The sequence below is a fragment of the Streptomyces sp. RLB3-17 genome (assembly GCF_007113425.2).
Taxonomy (GTDB): Bacteria; Actinomycetota; Actinomycetes; order Streptomycetales; family Streptomycetaceae; genus Streptomyces; species Streptomyces mirabilis_D.
In genome coordinates, this window is sequence record NZ_CP041610.2 from 875,840 (window position 1) to 894,443 (window position 18,604).

The following is an 18,604-nucleotide window of genomic DNA, read 5'->3' on the forward strand; positions in this document are numbered from 1 at the left end:
CGGCGACTCGCGACCCGCCGCTCCGAATTCCTCTCCACGCCACACCCGGACGGACCAGCGGCAGGAAGACCGGATGACTATCCCACCCCCGCAGTGAAGGAGACGACCATGCCCGTCATATCCGTCCCCCAGGACTTCAACGAGGACGATCTCTTCGTCGACCTCGAGGGAATATTCGGGCACTCGCTGTTCCTCAAGTGCGAGGGCTTCAATTTCGCCGGTTCGATCAAACTCAAGGCCGCCGCCGAAATGGTCGAGGCCGCCGAACGCGACGGCCTGCTGAGGCCGGGCTCGGTTCTGGTCGAGTCGTCCTCGGGCAACCTGGGCGTGGCTCTGAGCATGATCGCTGCCACCAAGGGCTACCCGTTCCTGTGCGTGACCGACTCCCGCTGCAACCTGGCGACCCGGCTGATGATGGAGGCCCTGGGAGGCCAGGTCCATGTCATCACCGAACCCGACCCCGTCAGCGGCTTCCTCGGCGCGCGCATCGACCACGTCCGCGCGCTGTGCGCCTCCGAGGACCGCTATGTGTGGCTCAACCAGTACACCAACCCCAACAACGGCATGGCCCACTACCGCAGGACCGCACCGGCCATCGCCCGGCAGTTCCCGGACCTGGACGTCCTGTTCGTCGGGGCCGGCACGACCGGGACCCTGATGGGCTGCGCGCGTTACTTCCGCGAGTGGCACCGCCCGGTGCGCGTCGTGGCCGTGGACAGCGTGGGCTCCGTGACGTTCGGGGGCGACGCCGGTCGGCGGATGATTCCCGGCCTGGGCGCCGGCAGACGCCCGCCGATGCTGGACGAGTCGTATGTGGACGACGTGGTGCGCGTGGCGGAGACCGACACCATCCGGGCCTGTCACCGGCTGGCCGGGCGCGGGTTTCTGTTCGGAGGGTCCACCGGCACGGTGGTCAGCGGCGCGATGGACTGGCTGGCCCGGCACGAGGGGCGGGAGTTGACCGCGGTGGCCATCGCCCCGGATCTGGGTGAGCGGTATCTGGAGACCATCTACCAGACCAACTGGGTGCGGGACCTGTACGGCGAGGACGCCGTCGACTCCCAGGCGTTGACCGGCACGTCCCAGGCGTTGACCGGCACGTCCCGGGCGGCCTGACCCCGTGTCCGTTCAGCGCCCCGCAACCGGGGAAGAGAACCGGGGGAAGGAAACTGACGGAAAGTCAGGGGCAGGACCGCTTGGTGTCGTTCTCGGCGGTGGTGCGCGCGGTTGCGGCGAAGTCGGCGAATCGACCGGCGAGGGCGGCGAGAGCCTCGGGCCTGAGCCGGTAGTAGACGAACCGGCCGCACGGCTCCGTCTCCACGATCCCGGACTCGCGCAGCACCTTCAGGTGGTTGGAGAGGTTGGTCTGCTTGGCGCCCGTCTCCTCGATCAAGTGCGTGGTGCAGAGCGTCTCCCGGGCGAGGAGGGTCACGATCCGGAGTCTGAGGGGGTCGGCCAGGACCCGCATCAGATCAGCATCGGCTGACGTCAGCATGGACTGATACTGTCACATCACTCGAGGCTGATACGAGTTCCGGCCGACACCGACCAGGGTTCACGCCCTCCGGGCCGACACTCACCCCCGCACGACCCGTTGACCGCGAAAGAAGTACCGATGTCTGCCACTCCGCTCGCCTCCGTGCTGTTCGTCTGTGTGCACAACGCCGGGCGTTCACAGATGGCGGCCGGCTTCCTTTCGCATCTCGCGGGCGACCGGATCGAGGTCCGCTCGGCCGGTTCGATCCCGGGCGAGCAGGTCAACCCGGCCGCGGTCGAGGCCATGCGGGAGGTCGGCGTCGACATCGCCCGCCGACAGCCGAAGCTCCTCACCACCGAGGCCGTCCAGGCGTCCGACTACGTGATCACCATGGGATGCGGCGACGCCTGCCCGGTCTTCCCCGGCAAGAAGTACCTCGACTGGGCCCTGGAGGACCCGGCAGGCAAGGGTGTGGAGTCCGTGCGCCCCATCCGGGACGAGATCAAGGCCCGTGTCGAGAACCTGATCAGCGAGATCGATGTCCGGCCGGAGGCGTGAGGCCGTCGGCCCTCCCTCCAGGTTCGCGTAGACCGCGGCTCCCTCTCATACGAGCGGGACGTAGGGTACACGGTTGGTGAGGGAACGTGCACGCAGTGAACCGGAAGTCCCGGCGCGTCGGTGACGGGGCCGTCGGACGACGGGGAGACGCAGTCGATCCGTTCCGACATGGAGGAAACGAGACCAGGGGAGGCGATGGGATGCGGCAGGCCGGTGTACTCGACGTCGGGTGCCACAGCGCTCTGCTCACGGTGGTGCGATCGCGGCCGGGCCATGTGATGGAGCCGGTGTTCTCCCACAAGGTGCGGCTGCGACTGCACGAGACGCTCGACCGCAAGGGCCGACTCGACGACGCCGGGGTGGAGAGCGTCGAGCGCGCCGTCGCCCAGGCGATCGCCTCCGACCCCCGGCTGCGCGGCACCGACATGTTCGCGTTCGCCACCTCCGTCATCCGGGACGCACCCAACCGCGACGAGGTCATCAGGCGCGTGGCGCGCAGAACCGGCACCCAACTGAGCGTGCTGGACGGCGAAGAGGAAGCGCGGCTCGCCTACGTGGCCGCCCGCCAGTGGGTCGGCCCGGCGGCCGGCCGACTGCTGGTCCTGGACGTCGGCGGCGGCACCGTGGAGATCGCCTCGGGTACCGGAGACCAGCCGAACAGCGTCCATTCCCTGCCCCTGGGCGCCCGCAGAATCACCCGGGACTGGCTGCCCGGCGGCATCGCCCCGTCCAAACAGGGTCTCACCGAGATCCGTCGGTATCTGCGTCGAAAGCTGGAAGCCGTCCCCGATCTGCCGCGGGCGGAACCGGGCACCCGCGTGCTGGCCTGCTCCAAGACCTTCGAGCAGCTCGCCCGGCTCGCCGCCGCCCGGGGCAAGGCACACCGCTCGCAACGGAGGCTGGCCCTGTCCCAGTTGCATGCCTGCGTCCCGGTACTGGCCGCCGCGAATCCGGCGCGCCGCGCCAAGCTCCCCGGCATCTCCCGGCACCGCGCCGAGCAGTCCCTGGCCGGAGCTCTGGTCGCCGAGGCCCTCATGGAGGCCTGCGAGGCGAAGGCGGTCGAGGTCTGCCCCTGGTCCACCCGCGAAGGCCTGCTGCTCGAGCACCTCGCCGCCCTCCACGACACACCCGGTGGTCCGGAGTCTCACCGGCCCGGGCGGACAGGGAAGTCGGACATGACGGTGGGCGAATGACGAGCCGAGTGATGATGATCTCTCCCGCGATCAGTGCGGCGCTGCGGGAGGCGCGCTTCGACGACGGATGCCCGCTCGACGCCACCGGCGCCGCGCGTGCGCGATCGGCCGCGGGCTCCCTTCCAGCAGCACAGCGGGTACTCGTATCCCCCACTCCGCGATGCCGGGAGACCGCGTCGGCGTTGGGGTTCGACGGCGCTGTCGAGAGCGCGCCTGCCGGGCTCGACGTGGGTGGTTGGCGGGGCCGTACGCTGGGCGACGTCAGCGCCGACGCCCCGGACGCCGTCGCCCTCTGGCTGGCGGACCCGACCGCCGCACCGCACGGCGGTGAGTCGGTGCACCAGTTGTGCGAGCGGGTCGCGGCCTGGCTGGACGAGGCCACGGGGTTCTCCGGACGGACCGTCGCCGTGGTGGAGCCGGAAGTCGTACGAGCCGCGGCCGTTCGGGCACTCGGGGCACCGGAGTCGGCGTTCTGGCGGATCGATGTACCGCCGCTGACCGCCACCGAGTTCAGCGGTCGTGCCGGACGCTGGAACGCGACGTTCGGGAGACCGCTCGGTCCCGCCGCGGGTGGCGATCAGGGCAGCACCCACTGACCTGACGCAGGCGACCTGACGGCTGCGCCCGGCCGACCGTGGGATCGGATCACGGGGACCCGCCGCGACTCGGATCGCTTCAGCTGGACTCGCGGACGATCAGTCGGCACGGGACGGTGTGCACCCCCGGTGCCGGGTCGGCGTCGATGGCTTCGAGGAGTCGCAGGGCGGCGATCCGGCCGATCTCGGTGAGATCCATGTCGATCGTCGTGAGGGGCGGCCTGCTGGCCAGGGCCATGGTGTCCCAGTTGTCGTAGCCGACGACCGCGATGTCGCCGGGCACGTTGACGCCCCGCTCGCGCAGCGCGTCCGCCACACCCCGGGCGATCTGGTCGTTGCCGCAGAAGAAGGCGTCCGTGTCCGGTGCCGTGCGCAGGACCGCGTCGGCGGCGCGCCGCCCCCACGCCTCGCTCCACTCCCCGTGGTGCACTCGCCCCGTCGAGAGTCCGAGGGAGGCCCGCTCCAGATGCTCGACCGCGTGCCGGGCCCGGTCGCGGGCGGCCGCGTGGTGTTCCGGGCCGGTGATGTGGGCGATGCGCGTGCGGCCCGCGGCCAGCAGGTGCTCGACGGCCAGTACGGCCCCGCCCCGGTCGTCGGAGACCACCGAGGTGTCGGCCGGATCGGTGGACGGCGAGAGCGCGTAGACGATGGGGACGGCCTCGATGCCGTCCAGGGGCGGACGGGGGTCCGTACGGCGGCCGGTGACGATGATGCCGTCCACCCGGCGGTCCATCAGGTTGCGCAGGTGGTGCTGTTCCCGGATCGCGTCACCGCGGGTGTCGCACAGCAGCACGGAGATCTTGCCGGCCCCGAGCGCGTCCTCGGCGCCGAGCAGTACGGGGGTGCTGAAGCGGCCGATGCCGTCGGTCGTCATCAGCCCGACCGTCCAGCTCCGCCCGGTGTGCAGGCTCTGCGCGTGCTGGTTGGGCCGGAACCCGAGTGCGTCGACGGCGTCAAGGACCCGCTGGCGGGTCTCGGGACGCATCCGCCCGCCGCCGTTCAGCGCCTTCGACGCCGTACCCACACTGACGCCCGCCAGGGCGGCGACGTCGGCGAGCTTCGCCGGGCCGGCGGAGCGGGAACCTGGAGCAACGGTCACGAGCAAACCTTTTCCTGGATGGCAACGACCCGTCCATCGTCGCAGCCTCACGGGGGTGAGTGCCAGCCACCGGGCAACAGAAAAATCTCTTGCCGCGACTCTTGACCCGACTACCCCGCTGCCCTCTACTTCTCGACAGGAAAAACGGTTGCTCAAACGAGTTCCGAGAACCTCTCGCCTCTTGAGCACGGGGGCCGTCGTGCCCTGCCCCGCAGCCCGGCCCCTCCCGCCACCACCCCTCTCGGAGAACCATGCCCCGCACAGACTCCGCCCTGCCCTCCCGCACCGACGTCTCGGCCGCCGCCGAACAGGGTGCTGCCCCCGTGGGCCCGGTCCGGCTCGGCCCGGACGCCCCCGCCGCGCTGCGCCCCGCCGCCGCGCAGGTGCGCACCGGCTTCTGGCACGCCCGGCGCGAGGTCAACGCGCACACCTCGATCCCGCAGGGCCCCGCTCTGCTGGAGTCCGCGGGCAACCTGCACAACCTGCGCCTGGCGGCCGGCACGGCCCAGGGCGAGTTCCAGGGTGGCTACCCCTTCGTCGACACCGACGTCTACAAGTGGCTGGAGGCCGCCTCCTGGCAGCTCGCCCCCAGCGGGCCGTCGGGCGACGGCGAGGAGAACAGCCCCCACCTGCGTCAACTCGCCGCCGAAGTCGAGCGGATCATCGCCCTGGTCGCCGACGCCCAGCAGTCCGACGGCTACCTCAACACCTGGTTCCAGGTCCGCAAGAACGGTGAGCGCTACCAGGACCTGCGCTGGGGGCACGAGTTGTACTGCGCGGGCCATCTGATCCAGGCGGCGGTGGCCCATCACCGTGCGACCGGTCGCGACGAACTCCTCGTCGTGGCACGACGGTTCGCCGACCACCTCGACTCCGTCTTCGGCCTTCCCGGCAGCGGCAGGCCGATCGACGGCGTCGACGGGCATCCGGAGGTGGAGACCGCCCTGGTCGAGCTGTACCGGGAGACCGGCGAGCGACGCTATCTGGATCTCGCCGGCTACTTCGTCGACCGTTACGGCCACGGCCTGCTCGGCGGCGAGGCGTACTGCCAGGACCGCGTGCCGTTGCGCGAGGCGGTCACCGTCGAGGGGCACGCCGTGCGTCAGTTGTATCTGCTGGCCGGTGCGACGGACGTGGCCACCGAGACGGGCGACGCCGAACTCCGTTCCGCCGCCGAGCGGTTGTGGCGGGCGATGACCACGACCAAGACCCATCTGACCGGTGGTCTCGGGGCGCACCACGACGAGGAGGACTTCGGCGACCCGTTCGAGCTGCCCAACGAACGCGCCTACTGCGAGACCTGCGCCGCCATCGCCTCGATCCAGTGGAGCTGGCGCATGGCCCTGCTCACCGGCGAGGCCCGCTACAGCGACCTGATCGAGCGCACCCTCTACAACGGTTTCCTCGCCGGTGTCTCGCTGGACGGCGAGAGCTGGTTGTACGTCAATCCGCTCCAGGTCCGCGACGGCCACACGGACCCGGGTGGCGACCAGTCGGCCCGCCGCACCCGCTGGTTCCGCTGCGCCTGCTGCCCCCCGAACGTGATGCGACTCCTGGCCGGACTCGAGCACTACCTCTCCTCGACCGACGCCGGGGGCCAGGGCCTGCAGATCCACCAGTACGTCACCGGCCACTACCGCGGTGACCTCGCCGGCACGCCCGTCACCGTGTCCGCCGAGACCGACTATCCCTGGCACGGCGCGGTGTCCCTGACCGTCGAGGAGACTCCGCGCGAGCGGCCCTGGACGCTGTCCCTGCGCATCCCTCAGTGGTGCCACGAGTACCGCGTGCGGTGCGGCGACCGGACGTACGACGAGGCCGACGCCCCCGTCACCGACGGCTGGCTGCGCCTGGAACGCACCTGGGCGCCGGGCGACCGGGTCGTCCTCGAACTCGGCCTGGAGCCCCGCCTCACCGCGGCCGACCCCCGGGTGGACGCGGTCCGCGGCTGTGTGGCCATCGAGCGGGGACCGCTCGTGTACTGCCTGGAGCAGGTGGACCACCCCGGGGGCGGTCTGGACGATGTCGTCATCGACACCGCGCACCCGCTCGCCGTGAAGCAGCGGCCGGATCTGCTCGGCGGTGTCACCACCGTGGTCGCCACGGGCCGTCGCCGCGCGGTCCCGGACACCGGTTGGTGGCCCTATCGGTCCGCCGACGCCGACCCGGCCATCGCACCCTCGGGCGAGTCCGTCGAGCTCACCGCGATCCCCTACTACGCCTGGGCCAACCGGCAGGACGGCAGCATGCGCGTCTGGCTGCCCACCTCCTGACGCCGGCCGCCCTCCACGGCATCCGCCCGGCATCCGCATACACCCCGTCACGCCGTCACCCCGTCACCCCGCACGACCACTCATGACCACTCATGACAACGAGGTCACCGCAATGCGAAACACCCGCAGAACTCTCCTCGCCGCCTGTGTCGCCGCCGGCACCCTCGCCTCCGTCACGGCCTGCGGGGGCGGCGGTTCGGGTTCCTCCGACTCCACCGGCAAGTCGGCGACGTACACCTTCTGGGACCCGTACCCGCAGTTCGACGCCTCCTCGGACTGGGGCAAGCGCGTCGCCCAGTGCGGTACCTCGGCGGGCGTCAAGATCAAGCGCACCGGCTACGACACCACCGACCTGGGCAACAAGGCGCTGCTGGCCGCCCAGCAGGGCAACGCGCCCGACGTGATGCTCGTGGACAACCCGGTCGTCTCCACACTGGTCGAGGCGGGGATCCTCAACAAGACGAACGACCTCGGTCTGGACACGTCCGCGATCCAGAAGAACATCATCGGCGCGGGCACCATCGACGGCGCCTCCTACGGCGTACCGATCGGCGCCAACACGCTCGCCCTCTACTACAACAAGAAGATCCTGACCGCGGCCCACGTCGACCCCGCCTCCATCAAGGACTGGGCGTCGCTCACGGCCGCCCTGAAGAAGGTCAAGTCGGCCGGGAAGAAGGGCATCACCTTCTCGGCGATCGGGACGGAGGAGGGCAGCTTCCAGTTCCTGCCGTGGTTCTGGGGCGCGGGCGGCGACCTCACCCACCTCGACTCGCCGAAGAGCGCCGCCGCGCTGTCACTGTGGAAGCAGTGGGTCGACGAGGGTCTCGCGCCCAAGGACGTCCTGAACAACACCCAGACCACCAGCTGGCAGGAATTCGCCACCGGCGACTACGCCTTCGGCGAGAACGGCACCTGGCAGCTCGCCAACGCGGAGAAGGCCGGATTCCCCTACGGGGTCGTCAGCATTCCCGGGCAGAACGGCGGTTCGGCGCCGGTGCCGACCGGCGGCGAGTTCGTCACCGTACCCGTGCAGCGGGACACCGCGCGCTACGACATCAGCAAGAAGATCGTCACCTGTCTGACCAGCTCGGAGAGCCTGCTGGCGAGCGACACCGCCCTGACGTACGTCGCACCCACCGCGGCGGTCCAGGCCCAGCAGGTCGAGGCGAACCCGAAGCTCAAGCCATGGGTGGCGGCCGTGGCCGCCGCGCGTGGCCGTACCAGCGGCGGTCTCGGCACGAAGTACCCCACCATCTCGCAGCCGATGTGGACGGCCGTACAGGCGGCCCTGTCCGGTGGCAAGAGCCCCAAGGCGGCTCTCGACGCCGCGCAGACGGCGGCCGGCAAGAGCAAGGGCTGACGCGACCGGCCAGAGCAAGGACCGACAGCGCGCGGCGCCGCAGGCCGCGTCCGGACACCGCCACCCGCATCCAGGAGTTCGTATGACCATCGCCCGAGTCGACCGCCGTCCCAAGCGGTCCCCGGCCGTGTCCGGAGCGGCGGGCGGCGCCGACCGGCGTGACGTGCCGCCACGCCGTCGGCGCGGCAGGGACCGGCTGACCGCGCTGGGCTTCCTCGCCCCGCTCGTGGCCTACCTCGCCGCCTTCTACCTCTATCCGCTCTACCGCAACCTCGATCTGAGCCTGCGTGACTACACGGTCCGCTCGTTCGTGGCGGGCGACGCGCCGTTCTCGGGCTGGGACAACTTCTCCCAGATTCTGAACGACCCGACCTTCGGGCCCGCGCTGCGCAACACGATGGTGTTCACCTTCGTGTCGATCGCGCTCCAGTACGCGGCCGGGCTGGCGCTCGCGGTCTTCTTCAACCGGCACTTCCGTCTCTCCACCACGCTGCGGGCGCTGTTCCTCATCCCGTGGCTGCTGCCGCTGATCGTGTCGGCGTCGACCTGGTCCTGGATGCTGAACAGCGAGTCGGGCGTGGTCAATTACGCCCTCCACCTCGTCGGTGTTCCGCCCGTCGACTGGCTGACCTCGCCGCACTGGGCGCTCGCCTCGGTCGTCATCGCCAACGTCTGGATCGGCATCCCCTTCAACCTCGTCATCCTCTACAGCGGTCTGCAGAACATCCCCGGGGAGCTGTACGAGGCCGCCTCACTGGACGGGGCGAGCGGTCGGCAGCAGTTCCGGCGCATCACCTTTCCCCTGCTGCGGCCGGTCTCCGCGATCACGCTGCTGCTCGGACTGGTCTACACGCTCAAGGTGTTCGACCTGATCTGGATCATGACCAAGGGAGGTCCCGGCGACTCCTCGTCGACGCTGGCGACCTGGTCGTACCAGCTCGCGTTCGGCACTCTGCTCCCGCACTTCGGTCCCGGTGCCGCCGTCGGCAACATCCTCATCCTCATCGCCCTCGTCTTCGGCCTGCTGTACATCCGCGTCCAGAGGAGGCAGGAAGCGTGAAGTCTCCCGCGAGTTCCCGCCGTCACACCGCCGTCGGACTCCTGCTGACCGGGATCATGCTGTTCCCGGTGTACTGGATGCTGAACGTGTCCCTCACCCCGCAGCAGGACATGCGCAAGTCCCCGCCCGACCTGTTCCCGCTGCACCCCACGTTCGCGGGCTACCGGGCCGTGCTGCACGACCAGATGCCCTATCTCGGCACCAGTCTGCTGATCGGCCTCGGCACGGTCGCCGCCACCCTCGTCCTCGCCGCGCCGGCCGGCTACTCACTGGCGAAACTCCGCCCCCGCGGCGGCGGCATCATGGGCCTCGCCCTCCTCGTCGCCCAGATGATCCCCGGCATCGTCATGGCGATGGGGTTCTACGGGATCTTCCTCAACCTCGGCCTGCTGAACTCCTGGTGGGGCCTGATCATCGCGGACTCCACCATCGCCGTGCCCTTCGGCGTCATGATCTTCACGGCGTTCATGTCGGGCATCCCCGACGAGCTCACCGCCGCCGCGCGCATCGACGGCGCGGGTACCTGGCGCACCTTCTGGTCCGTCGTCCTGCCGGTGAGCCGTAACGCCGTGGTCACCGTCTCGCTGTTCAGTTTCCTGTGGGCCTGGTCCGACTTCGTCTTCGCCAACACCCTCGACGGCGGCGGCGATCTTCGCCCGATCACCCTCGGCATCTACCGCTACATCGGCAACAACAACCAGGAATGGAACGCGATCATGGCCACCGCCGTCGTCGCGTCCGTACCCGCCGCCGTCCTGCTCGTCCTCGCGCAGCGGTACGTGGCCGCCGGGGTCACCGCGGGCGCGGTCAAGGACTGACCGGGACGTCAGCCCCCGTCCACCTCCTCATCCGTCAGGAGAGCCGCCACCCATGCCTGTTTTGAGATCTCAACCACGCGCGCCCAGAAGGCCGTTCGACCGCACGGCCGCCGCCGTCCTCGCGACGGCCCTGGCCGCCGCCGCGACCGCCCTCACCGGCACGCCCGCCCAGGCGGCCCCCACCGCGTCCACGACCCTGGTCGTCAACGCCGCCCAGACCCTGCGGTCCGTCACCCATGTCGCCACGGGCAGCCTCTACGGCCTCGCCGACGCGAGCACCCCGGCCGACAGCCTCGTCCAGCCGCTGAAGCCGAACACCTTCGTCCAGATGGCACCCGGCGGCCACCAGTTGCCCAACGGTGAGCCGAGCCCCGCCGGAGACTCCCTGGTCGTCGCCCCCAAGGCCGCCAGGGCCGGTGCGAAGGTCGTCGTCCGGATGCCCGACTGGTACCCCGACTTCCCCTACAAGTGGGTGAGCTGGAACGACTGGCTGTCCGCCGTCGACACCCAGGTCGCCTCGGTCAAGTCCTCCGGCGCCGGAAACATCAGCGCGTACGAGTTGTGGAACGAGCCCGACTGGACCTGGGCCACCGCCAACGCCGGTGCTTTCGACGCGGGTTGGGCACGGACGTACAAGGAGGTACGTGTCAAGGACACCGCCACTCCCATCCAGGGGCCCAGTTACTCGGCGTGGAACCAGAGCTGGATGAGCCAGTTCCTCACCGACGCCAAGGCCAGTGGCACCGTCCCGGACGTCATCGCCTGGCACGAGCTCCAGGGCAGCAAGGACATCGCCGCGCACGTGTCCGCCTACCGCTCCCTGGAGAGCGGCCTCGGCATCAGCCCGCGGCCGATCTCCATCGAGGAGTACGCGACACCGAGTGAGATGGGCATACCGGGCGCTCTCGTCGGTTACGTCGCCAAGTTCGAGCGGGCGGGCGTCCACGACGCGGAACTCGCCTTCTGGAACCACTACGGAACCCTGGGCGACACCCTCACCGACACCGGCGGATCGCCCAACGGCTCCTACTGGCTCTACAAGTGGTACGGCGACATGTCCGGGAACATGCTCACCACCACTCCCCCGGCGCAGACCGGCATCGACGGCGCCGCCTCGCTCACCGGTGACGGCCGGCAGATCAGCGTGATCTTCGGCGGAGGCACCGGTTCGACGGCCGTCACCGTCAACGGACTCGGCTCCCTGTCCGCCTTCGGCGGCACGGTCCACGTCAAGCTGGAGTACACCCCGTCCAAGGGCCGCACCACGGCCGTCTCCGCCCCGTACACCATCTCCGAGAGCGACTATCCGGTCAGCAACGGCTCCATCACCGTCCCCGTCGCGATGAACGCGTCCGACGGCTACCACCTGGTCGTCACGCCCAGCGGGACGTCCACCTCGCTCGCCGGGCGCTATCAGATCAGCAACAAGAACAGCGGGCTCGCGCTGGACCCACAGAACGCGGGCACCGCACAGGGCACCGCCGTCGTCCAGGCCACCTCGACCACCGGCACCGACCAGAACTGGACGCTGGTGTCGGCGGGTTCGGGCCTCTACAAGATCGTGAACCAGGCCAGTGGTCTGCTGCTCGGCATCAACGGCATGAGCACCGCCGCCGGAGGTACGGCCCTGGTCTGGGGCGACAACGGCACCGCCGACCACCTCTGGCAACTGATCCCCGCCGACAACGGCTCCTACAAGATCGCCAACTACAACAGCGGCCTCCTGCTCGGGGTCACCAACATGAGCACCTCTGCCGGCGCCCAGGTCCTCCAGTGGGACGACAACGGCACCGCCGACCATCTGTGGAAACTCACCTCGCGCTGAGTGCCCGACCGAATGTCGCGTCGAGCGCCCGGCCGAACGCTCCCGCGCCTGCCGCCCACCGCAGGCGCGGGAGCGTCGACATCGGCGTGCACCTGTACGAATGCCGTGAAATGGTCGAGTGACTGGTCCCGAACGGGACCGCGCACCGCTTTTCGGCGTGGTCCCGATCTCTGGGCGCGAGGGCCGTGATGCCGACGATGAGTCCTCCCCGAAAGGCGCGCCGCACCCGTTTCGGCGTGCTCGCGCCTTGCTGCGCCCTCTTGATCGCGAGCTGCTGGGTCACTTCAGGGACGGCAGTCACCACGGCGCTCCCGGACGCGTCGCCCGGCGCCACGAACGCGACCGGTTCCGCTTCCCGGCGGCCGGCGCTGAAGCCGATCGATCCGGCCGCATTCCGATCCGCCGTGGCCGGCGCCGCCAGGAAACTGTTCGTCCCCGGGGCGGTGGTCCTGCTGCGCACCCCGCAGGGCACCTTCGAGGCAAAGGTCGGCGCCACCGATCTGAGCGGCCACACTCCGCCCGACGCGGGCACGCATTTCCGGATCGCCTCCAACACCAAGACCATGACATCGGCGCTGATCATGTTGCTCGCCCAGGACGGCAGGCTCCACCTCGGCGACCCGGTGTCCGCCTACGTCCCGGACGTGCCGGGCGGCAAGCACATCACCATCGCCGACCTGCTGAAAATGCGCAGCGGACTCTACGACTACACGAGCGCCCCCGAACTGGCGGCGACTCTGGACGCCGACCCGGCGAAGGCCTGGACCCCACACGAGGTACTGGCCATGGCGTTCCGGCATCCACCGGAGTTCCCGCCCGACGCGTCCTTCGAGTACTGCAACACCAACTACGCACTGCTGGGTCTCGTAGCCGAGAAGGCCGGCGGGCGCCCCTTGGCCCAGCAGTTCCAGGACCGTCTGTTCGGCCCACTGGGGCTGCGGCGGACCTCGCTCCCCGCCGCCGACGACAGCTCCCTGCCGGACCGCTTCTCCCACGGCTACATGTACGGGGGGTCGTCCTACGCGCTGGTCGACAAGCCGTATCCGCCCGAGCTGCAGGCCGCCGCGCGGACCGGGAAACTCCCGCCCGTCGACTACACCCGCCAGAACCCCTCGTACGCCACCGCCGCCGGCGGCGTCATCTCCACGGCGGACGACCTGTCCACATGGATCCGGGCACTGGTCTCGGGGAAGGTCCTGAACCCCACGTACCAGCGGGAATGGCTCCACAGCCCGCAACCCGAGGACCCCGAGGCACCCGAAGGACAGCGATACGGCTACGGCATCGGCTATCAGCGTTTCGGCCCGAACGCCGCGATGTACTACCACGGCGGCGAGCTTCCGGGCTTCAACTCGTTCATCGGCCACGACCCGGACAACGACGTCACGCTCGTCATCTGGACGAACCTGACCCTGTCACCGGACGGCAGGACCACGGCGAACGCCTTGCTCCCCACCGTTCTCGACGAGATCTACGCGGGATTGCCGCCGTCACCCGCACCGTCCTCCACCGCCACGCGGTGACCTCGCATGGACACGCTTGCTTAAGTCAATCAATCTGGATTATGGTTGAGTGAGTTAAGCAAACCGGCTCGCCCGACGGAGGCACGTCCATGTCCGACGCCCTTGCCCGACCCACCGACGCCGAGGGCTCCGCCCCGCCGAGGTCGACCGCCGTGGTCGCGGTTCTGGCCTTCGCCGGCATCGTGGTCTCGCTGATGCAGACCCTGGTCATCCCGATCGTCCCCGAGCTGCCGAAGCTCCTCGACGCCTCGGCGTCGAACACCGCGTGGGCGGTCACCGCCACCCTCCTCGCCGCCGCCGTCGCCACCCCGGTCGTCGGCCGCCTCGGGGACATGTTCGGCAAGCGCCGCATGCTCCTGGTCAGCATCGTTCTGCTGATCTCCGGCTCGGTGGTCTGCGCGCTCAGCGACTCCCTCATCCCGATGATCGCCGGACGCGCCCTCCAGGGCCTGGCCGCCGCCGTGGTCCCGCTCGGCATCAGCATCATGCGTGACGTACTGCCTTCGGAGCGGCTCGCCGGCTCGACCGCGCTCATGAGCGCCTCCCTCGGCGTCGGCGGCGCCCTCGGCCTGCCCTCCGCGGCCTTCATCGCCGACAACTTCGACTGGCACATCCTGTTCTGGACCTCGGCCGCGCTCGGCGCCGTCGCCCTCGTGCTCGTCCTGGTCCTCGTGCCCGAGTCCAAGGTCCGCACCGGCGGCCGCTTCGACCTGCTCGGCTCCGTCGGCATGGCGGTCGGCCTGGTCTCCCTGCTGCTGGCCGTCTCCAAGGGCGCCGACTGGGGCTGGGGCAGCGCCACCACCCTCGGCCTGCTCGCCGTCGCGGTCGTCGTCCTGTCGGCGTGGGGCGTCTACGAGCTGCGCATCGCCAAGCCGCTGGTCGACCTGCGCACCACCGCCCGTCGCCAGGTGCTGTTCACCAACCTCGCCTCGGTGGCCTTCGGCTTCTCGATGTTCGCCATGTCCCTGGTGCTGCCGCAGCTCCTCCAGCTGCCCGAGCAGACCGGCTACGGCCTCGGCAAGTCCATGATGACCGTCGGTCTGGTCCTCGCCCCGCAGGGTCTGGTGATGATGGCGATGGCGCCGCTGTCCGCCGCCATCACGAGGGCCAAGGGCCCCAAGACCACCCTGATGCTCGGCGCCGTCATCGTCGCCGCGGGCTACGGCCTCAACATCGTGCTGATGTCCGAGGTCTGGCACCTCGTCCTGGTCTCCTGCATCATCGGCGGCGGCGTCGGGTTCGCCTACGGCGCCATGCCCGCCCTCATCATGGGCGCCGTGCCCGCCTCCGAGACGGCCGCCGCCAACAGCCTGAACACCCTGATGCGGTCCATCGGTACATCGTTCGCCAGTGCCATCGCCGGTGTCGTCCTGGCGCAGATGACCACCGACTTCGGCACCACCGCGCTGCCCTCGGAGAACGGCTTCAAGGTGGTCATGGCCATCGGTGCCGGTGCCGCCCTCCTCGCCCTCGCCCTCGCCGCCTTCCTGCCCGGCCGGCGGGCGGCGGGCTCGGCGACGCCGGTGGCCGGTGGGCCGGCCGAGCGGCCCGCGGAGGTCTCCGGGGCGAAGTCGTAGCGGTCACGGAGGCGGGGTACGGGCCTGCCGTACCCCGCCGACACCAGATCCAAGGCGGTCGCCGCCCCCGTTCCCCGGGGCCGGCGACCGCCTTGGTGCTTCCGTAGGGTTCGCGGCGTCGCCCCCTGAAGGGCTTGGAAACCCGCTGCGCGTTGCCGGCAGCCCCGGCCCCGCGGGACGGTGGACCGTGGTGCGCTCACCACCGGCCTGCCGGGCGGCTTGTGCGGTTCCTGGTGACGCTGCTGACCGGGGCCTGAAAGCGACCGCCCGGGCCCGTGTGGCCCCGGCTCCCGATCGCCGCGGCGTCGACCGCCGCGCCCACGGCGACCGTGCCGACCCCCTCCTGTGCCGGCGCCCCAGCGCTCGGTACGTGACGCGGGCCCCGTGCGTGTCACAGTCCATCGGCCATCCCGTTGCCCGAAGATGTCCCGTCCACCGTCGGATGGAGGGTGACCCAGCGTCCGACCAGGCGTTCACACCTTGACAAGGCATCGCAGCAGCTGGTGCCCATCACCAGATCGAACGGTAATTCGACACGCATACTTATCGGCTCCTCGGGGAAGACGCGTCGACGACAACCACCCCAAACATGCCCAGTTCACCACCCCAGTCCCCCAGCGAGCACCTCTCCTTGACCAACACAGGCGGTCCCATCGTGAGCAAGTCTTCCTTCGCCGAGCCGGAGCAATCCGAATCGCCGGTCCGATCGAAGACTCACCACCGCGAGGTGACTCACCCCGGTCCACTGCCCTCCCTCACCGGTCTGCGCTGGGTGGCGGCCCTTCTCGTCTTCTGCCTGCACACCCGCAATCTGGGCTACTTCAACGGGCAGGCCCGTCACTTCGCCGACTGGGGCTTCGGGGCGGGCTCCACCGGGGTCTCCTTCTTCTTTCTGCTCTCCGGCTTCGTCCTCGGCTGGTCCGCCCGGTCCGACGACCGCCCCACGGCCTTCTGGCGCCGCCGCTTCGCCCGCCTCTACCCCGTCCACCTGGTCACGGCCTGTATCGCGGTATTCGTCATGGGCATGGGCAAGCCGGCCGGCAGCGCGGCGAATCTGCTCCTCGTCCACTCCTGGTGGCACCCGTGGTGGCAGACACTCGACCCCGTCAGCTGGTCGCTCGCGTGCGAGGCGTTCTTCTACGCGACCTTCCCCGCGTTCGCCCTGCTGCTGCGGCACGCCGGGGCCCTCACCGCGACCGCGCTCGCCGGCGCGAGCGTCCTGACCGTGCTCATCCTGACCCGGGCGGACCTGCATCTGGGGGTCGGCCGCACCCTGTACTCCTTCCCCGCCGCCCGGCTGCCGGAGTTCGTCCTCGGAGTCGCCGTCGCCCGCCTCGTGCTCCTCGGCCGCTGGCGCGGCCCCGGCCTGGAGGCGTCGGTGGCCCTGACGATCATCGGCTACTTCCTGGTCTCCCAGGTCGGCGGATCGTACGCCTGCGTCGCCTGCACCTTGGTCGGTTTCACCTGTCTGATCCCCGCGGCCGCCCTGGCCGACGTACGCGGCCTGCCCAGCTTGTGGCGGCATCCGGCCCTCGTCCGACTGGGTGAACTCTCCTTCGCCTTCTACATGGTCCACCTGCTCGTGCTGCGCGCGGGGCAGCACCTGTTCAAACCGTCGCCGATCGGCGCGCTCACCGCCTTCGGGGTGTCCCTTGCTCTCGCCTGGCTCCTGTACGAGTACGTGGAGGTACCCGCCCGGCGATGGCTTCTGCGGCCCTTCCTGAGATCCCTGCGACGCACCCCGGTGTCGCGTTGATCAGGCGGGGCTGTCCCACAGGACATGCAGGGTGGGCGGCTTGCGGAAGACCAGCCCCTGCGGAGTGGCCGGACGGGCCGGGTCGAGGCGCAGGGCGGGGAGGCGTTCGAGCAGGCGCTGAAGGGCGATCCGGGTCTCCAGTCGGGCGAGGTGCGCGGCGAGGCAGTAGTGCGGGCCGTGCGCGAAGGCCAGCTGGAGACGCGCGTTCTCGCGGCGGACGTCGAACCGATCGGGATCGGCGAAGACGGCCGGGTCGCGGTTGGCGCCGGACAGGGAGACGGTGACCAGTTCACCCCGGCGGATCGTGGCCGGGCCGAGGACGGTGTCACGGGTGGCGTAGCGGTCCACGACCGCCGCTCCGGGTTCGAGGCGCAGCGATTCCTCGATCGCTCCGTCCAGCAGGCCGTCGTCATCACGGACGAGGGCGAGTTGGTCGGGGTGTCGCAGCAGGTGCAGCAACGCGTTGGTGATCATCGCCTCGGTGGTCTCTATCCCACCGAACATCAGCACCGCGGCGTTGGACGCCACTTCGGGCAGTGCCAGCCGCTCGGCGGCGGAGCCGAGGAGCGACGCCGTACCCGGGTCGGCGACGGTGGCCTCGACGGCGGCCCTCAGCCGCGCGTACGCCTCGGCGCCCGCGGGTGCCGCCTCGTGTCCTGCGGTGATGTCCGAGACCGACCGCACGATGGAGTCGTACCAGGAGAGCACCGTGTCCGCGGTGGTGCCGACCAGCCCGAGCGCCTCGGTCACGACGGCGACGGCGAGCGGGCCGGCGAAGGCGCGTCGCAGTTCGACGGCGCCCGCCGGTTCCAGCGCGGTGATGAGCCGGTCGGTCTCCCGCTCGATGAACGCGGCGAAGCCGACGCGTACTTCCCTGGGGCGGAAGGGAGCGGTGAAGGGCTCCCGGTGGCGTGCGTGCTCGTCACCGTCCAGGGACAGCATGCTCGGGCCGACGACCTGTGCGGTGGAGAACCGGGGGTCGTCGACGGTGAAGGTCGCGGGGTCGCGCATCACGTTCAGCGCGAGATCGCGGCGGGTCACCAGCCAGCCGTCCAGCTCGGGCAGCCAGGAAACGGGCTCGTGGGCGCGGAGTCGCGCCAGGCGCGGATGCGGATCCGCGGCGAGTTCGGCGAGCGTGGTCGCGGCACCGAGCGGGAAGGAGCCGACGGCGCTCATCGCAAGCCTTGGCCGGGCACGGGGAATTGGATCACAACCAAGGCTAACAATCGTGCCGAAGCCGCGGCCGACGGGGGCGTGGTGTCGCCACCGGGATCCTCGACGTACTGCTGCTGCCCGCCCTGGACGACCGAGCCCGGGCGGTGACCGATCATCAGGACACCGCGGCGCTGAACTTCCTCCGCTGCCGGGGCCGGCGCCAGACCGTGTACCCGCGGCCAGGGGCGCACCCCGCGCAGATCGTCCTCCTCGCTCCGCGGTACCCGGCGGTGTCCGAGATCCCTGTGCTGCCGTAGTACGAACCCGGCCT

The 18,604-nt window shown here is 70.3% G+C and carries 15 protein-coding genes; 12 read left to right on the plus strand and 3 right to left on the minus strand.

What is annotated here, in order from left to right:
* The first annotated feature begins 108 nt into the window (after positions 1-108).
* On the plus strand, positions 109-1,116 hold the full coding sequence (sbnA, locus tag FNV62_RS04200; protein ID WP_143599963.1) for a 2,3-diaminopropionate biosynthesis protein SbnA: 1,008 nt from the start codon (positions 109-111) through the stop codon (positions 1,114-1,116).
* A 64-nt stretch (positions 1,117-1,180) separates the two neighbouring features.
* Here sbnA and FNV62_RS04205 read toward each other — a convergent pair whose 3' ends face one another.
* A complete protein-coding gene (locus tag FNV62_RS04205; protein ID WP_097282664.1) occupies positions 1,181-1,495 on the minus strand; it encodes an ArsR/SmtB family transcription factor in 315 nt (104 codons plus the stop codon).
* Between the two features lie 120 nt (positions 1,496-1,615).
* Here FNV62_RS04205 and FNV62_RS04210 point away from each other — a divergent pair, with 120 nt between their 5' ends.
* From FNV62_RS04210 to FNV62_RS04220, 3 genes are all read left to right on the plus strand, one after another.
* On the plus strand, positions 1,616-2,035 hold the full coding sequence (locus FNV62_RS04210; RefSeq protein ID WP_143599964.1) for an arsenate reductase ArsC: 420 nt from the start codon (positions 1,616-1,618) through the stop codon (positions 2,033-2,035).
* 200 nt (positions 2,036-2,235) lie between these two features.
* Positions 2,236-3,228 (plus strand): Ppx/GppA phosphatase family protein, encoded by a 993-nt coding sequence (locus tag FNV62_RS04215; protein ID WP_143599965.1) that lies wholly within the window; start codon positions 2,236-2,238, stop codon positions 3,226-3,228.
* A complete protein-coding gene (locus tag FNV62_RS04220; RefSeq protein WP_143599966.1) occupies positions 3,225-3,824 on the plus strand; it encodes a histidine phosphatase family protein in 600 nt (199 codons plus the stop codon). Before FNV62_RS04215 ends, FNV62_RS04220 begins: the two co-directional genes overlap by 4 nt.
* Positions 3,825-3,903: 79 nt before the next feature.
* Here FNV62_RS04220 and FNV62_RS04225 read toward each other — a convergent pair whose 3' ends face one another.
* On the minus strand, positions 3,904-4,923 hold the full coding sequence (locus FNV62_RS04225) for a LacI family DNA-binding transcriptional regulator (protein WP_060895856.1): 1,020 nt from the start codon (positions 4,921-4,923) through the stop codon (positions 3,904-3,906).
* Between the two features lie 251 nt (positions 4,924-5,174).
* On the opposite strand from FNV62_RS04225, the gene FNV62_RS04230 reads away from it, so the two are divergent.
* From FNV62_RS04230 to FNV62_RS04265, 8 genes are all read left to right on the plus strand, one after another.
* Positions 5,175-7,196, plus strand: a complete 2,022-nt coding sequence (locus FNV62_RS04230; RefSeq protein ID WP_143599967.1) for a glycoside hydrolase family 127 protein — start codon at positions 5,175-5,177, stop codon at positions 7,194-7,196.
* A gap of 112 nt (positions 7,197-7,308) precedes the next feature.
* Complete coding sequence (locus FNV62_RS04235; protein ID WP_097282668.1) at positions 7,309-8,559, plus strand: extracellular solute-binding protein; 1,251 nt, start codon at positions 7,309-7,311, stop codon at positions 8,557-8,559.
* An 82-nt stretch (positions 8,560-8,641) separates the two neighbouring features.
* Positions 8,642-9,619: a carbohydrate ABC transporter permease gene (locus FNV62_RS04240; protein ID WP_143599969.1), complete on the plus strand. Its 978-nt coding sequence runs from the start codon at positions 8,642-8,644 to the stop codon at positions 9,617-9,619.
* Between the two features lie 56 nt (positions 9,620-9,675).
* Positions 9,676-10,437: a carbohydrate ABC transporter permease gene (locus FNV62_RS04245; RefSeq protein WP_143605152.1), complete on the plus strand. Its 762-nt coding sequence runs from the start codon at positions 9,676-9,678 to the stop codon at positions 10,435-10,437.
* 52 nt (positions 10,438-10,489) lie between these two features.
* On the plus strand, positions 10,490-12,262 hold the full coding sequence (locus FNV62_RS04250) for an RICIN domain-containing protein (RefSeq protein ID WP_143599970.1): 1,773 nt from the start codon (positions 10,490-10,492) through the stop codon (positions 12,260-12,262).
* Between the two features lie 197 nt (positions 12,263-12,459).
* Complete coding sequence (locus FNV62_RS04255; protein ID WP_143599971.1) at positions 12,460-13,785, plus strand: serine hydrolase domain-containing protein; 1,326 nt, start codon at positions 12,460-12,462, stop codon at positions 13,783-13,785.
* An 89-nt stretch (positions 13,786-13,874) separates the two neighbouring features.
* Positions 13,875-15,362, plus strand: coding sequence for an MFS transporter (locus tag FNV62_RS04260; protein ID WP_143599972.1), 1,488 nt, complete (start codon positions 13,875-13,877; stop codon positions 15,360-15,362).
* Between the two features lie 727 nt (positions 15,363-16,089).
* Positions 16,090-17,118 (plus strand): acyltransferase family protein, encoded by a 1,029-nt coding sequence (locus FNV62_RS04265; protein WP_063818498.1) that lies wholly within the window; start codon positions 16,090-16,092, stop codon positions 17,116-17,118.
* On the opposite strand, the gene FNV62_RS04270 is transcribed toward FNV62_RS04265, so the two are convergent.
* Entirely contained in the window at positions 17,119-18,294 is a 1,176-nt protein-coding gene (locus tag FNV62_RS04270) for a cytochrome P450 (protein WP_143599973.1), read from the minus strand.
* Between the last annotated feature and the right edge of the window lie 310 nt (positions 18,295-18,604).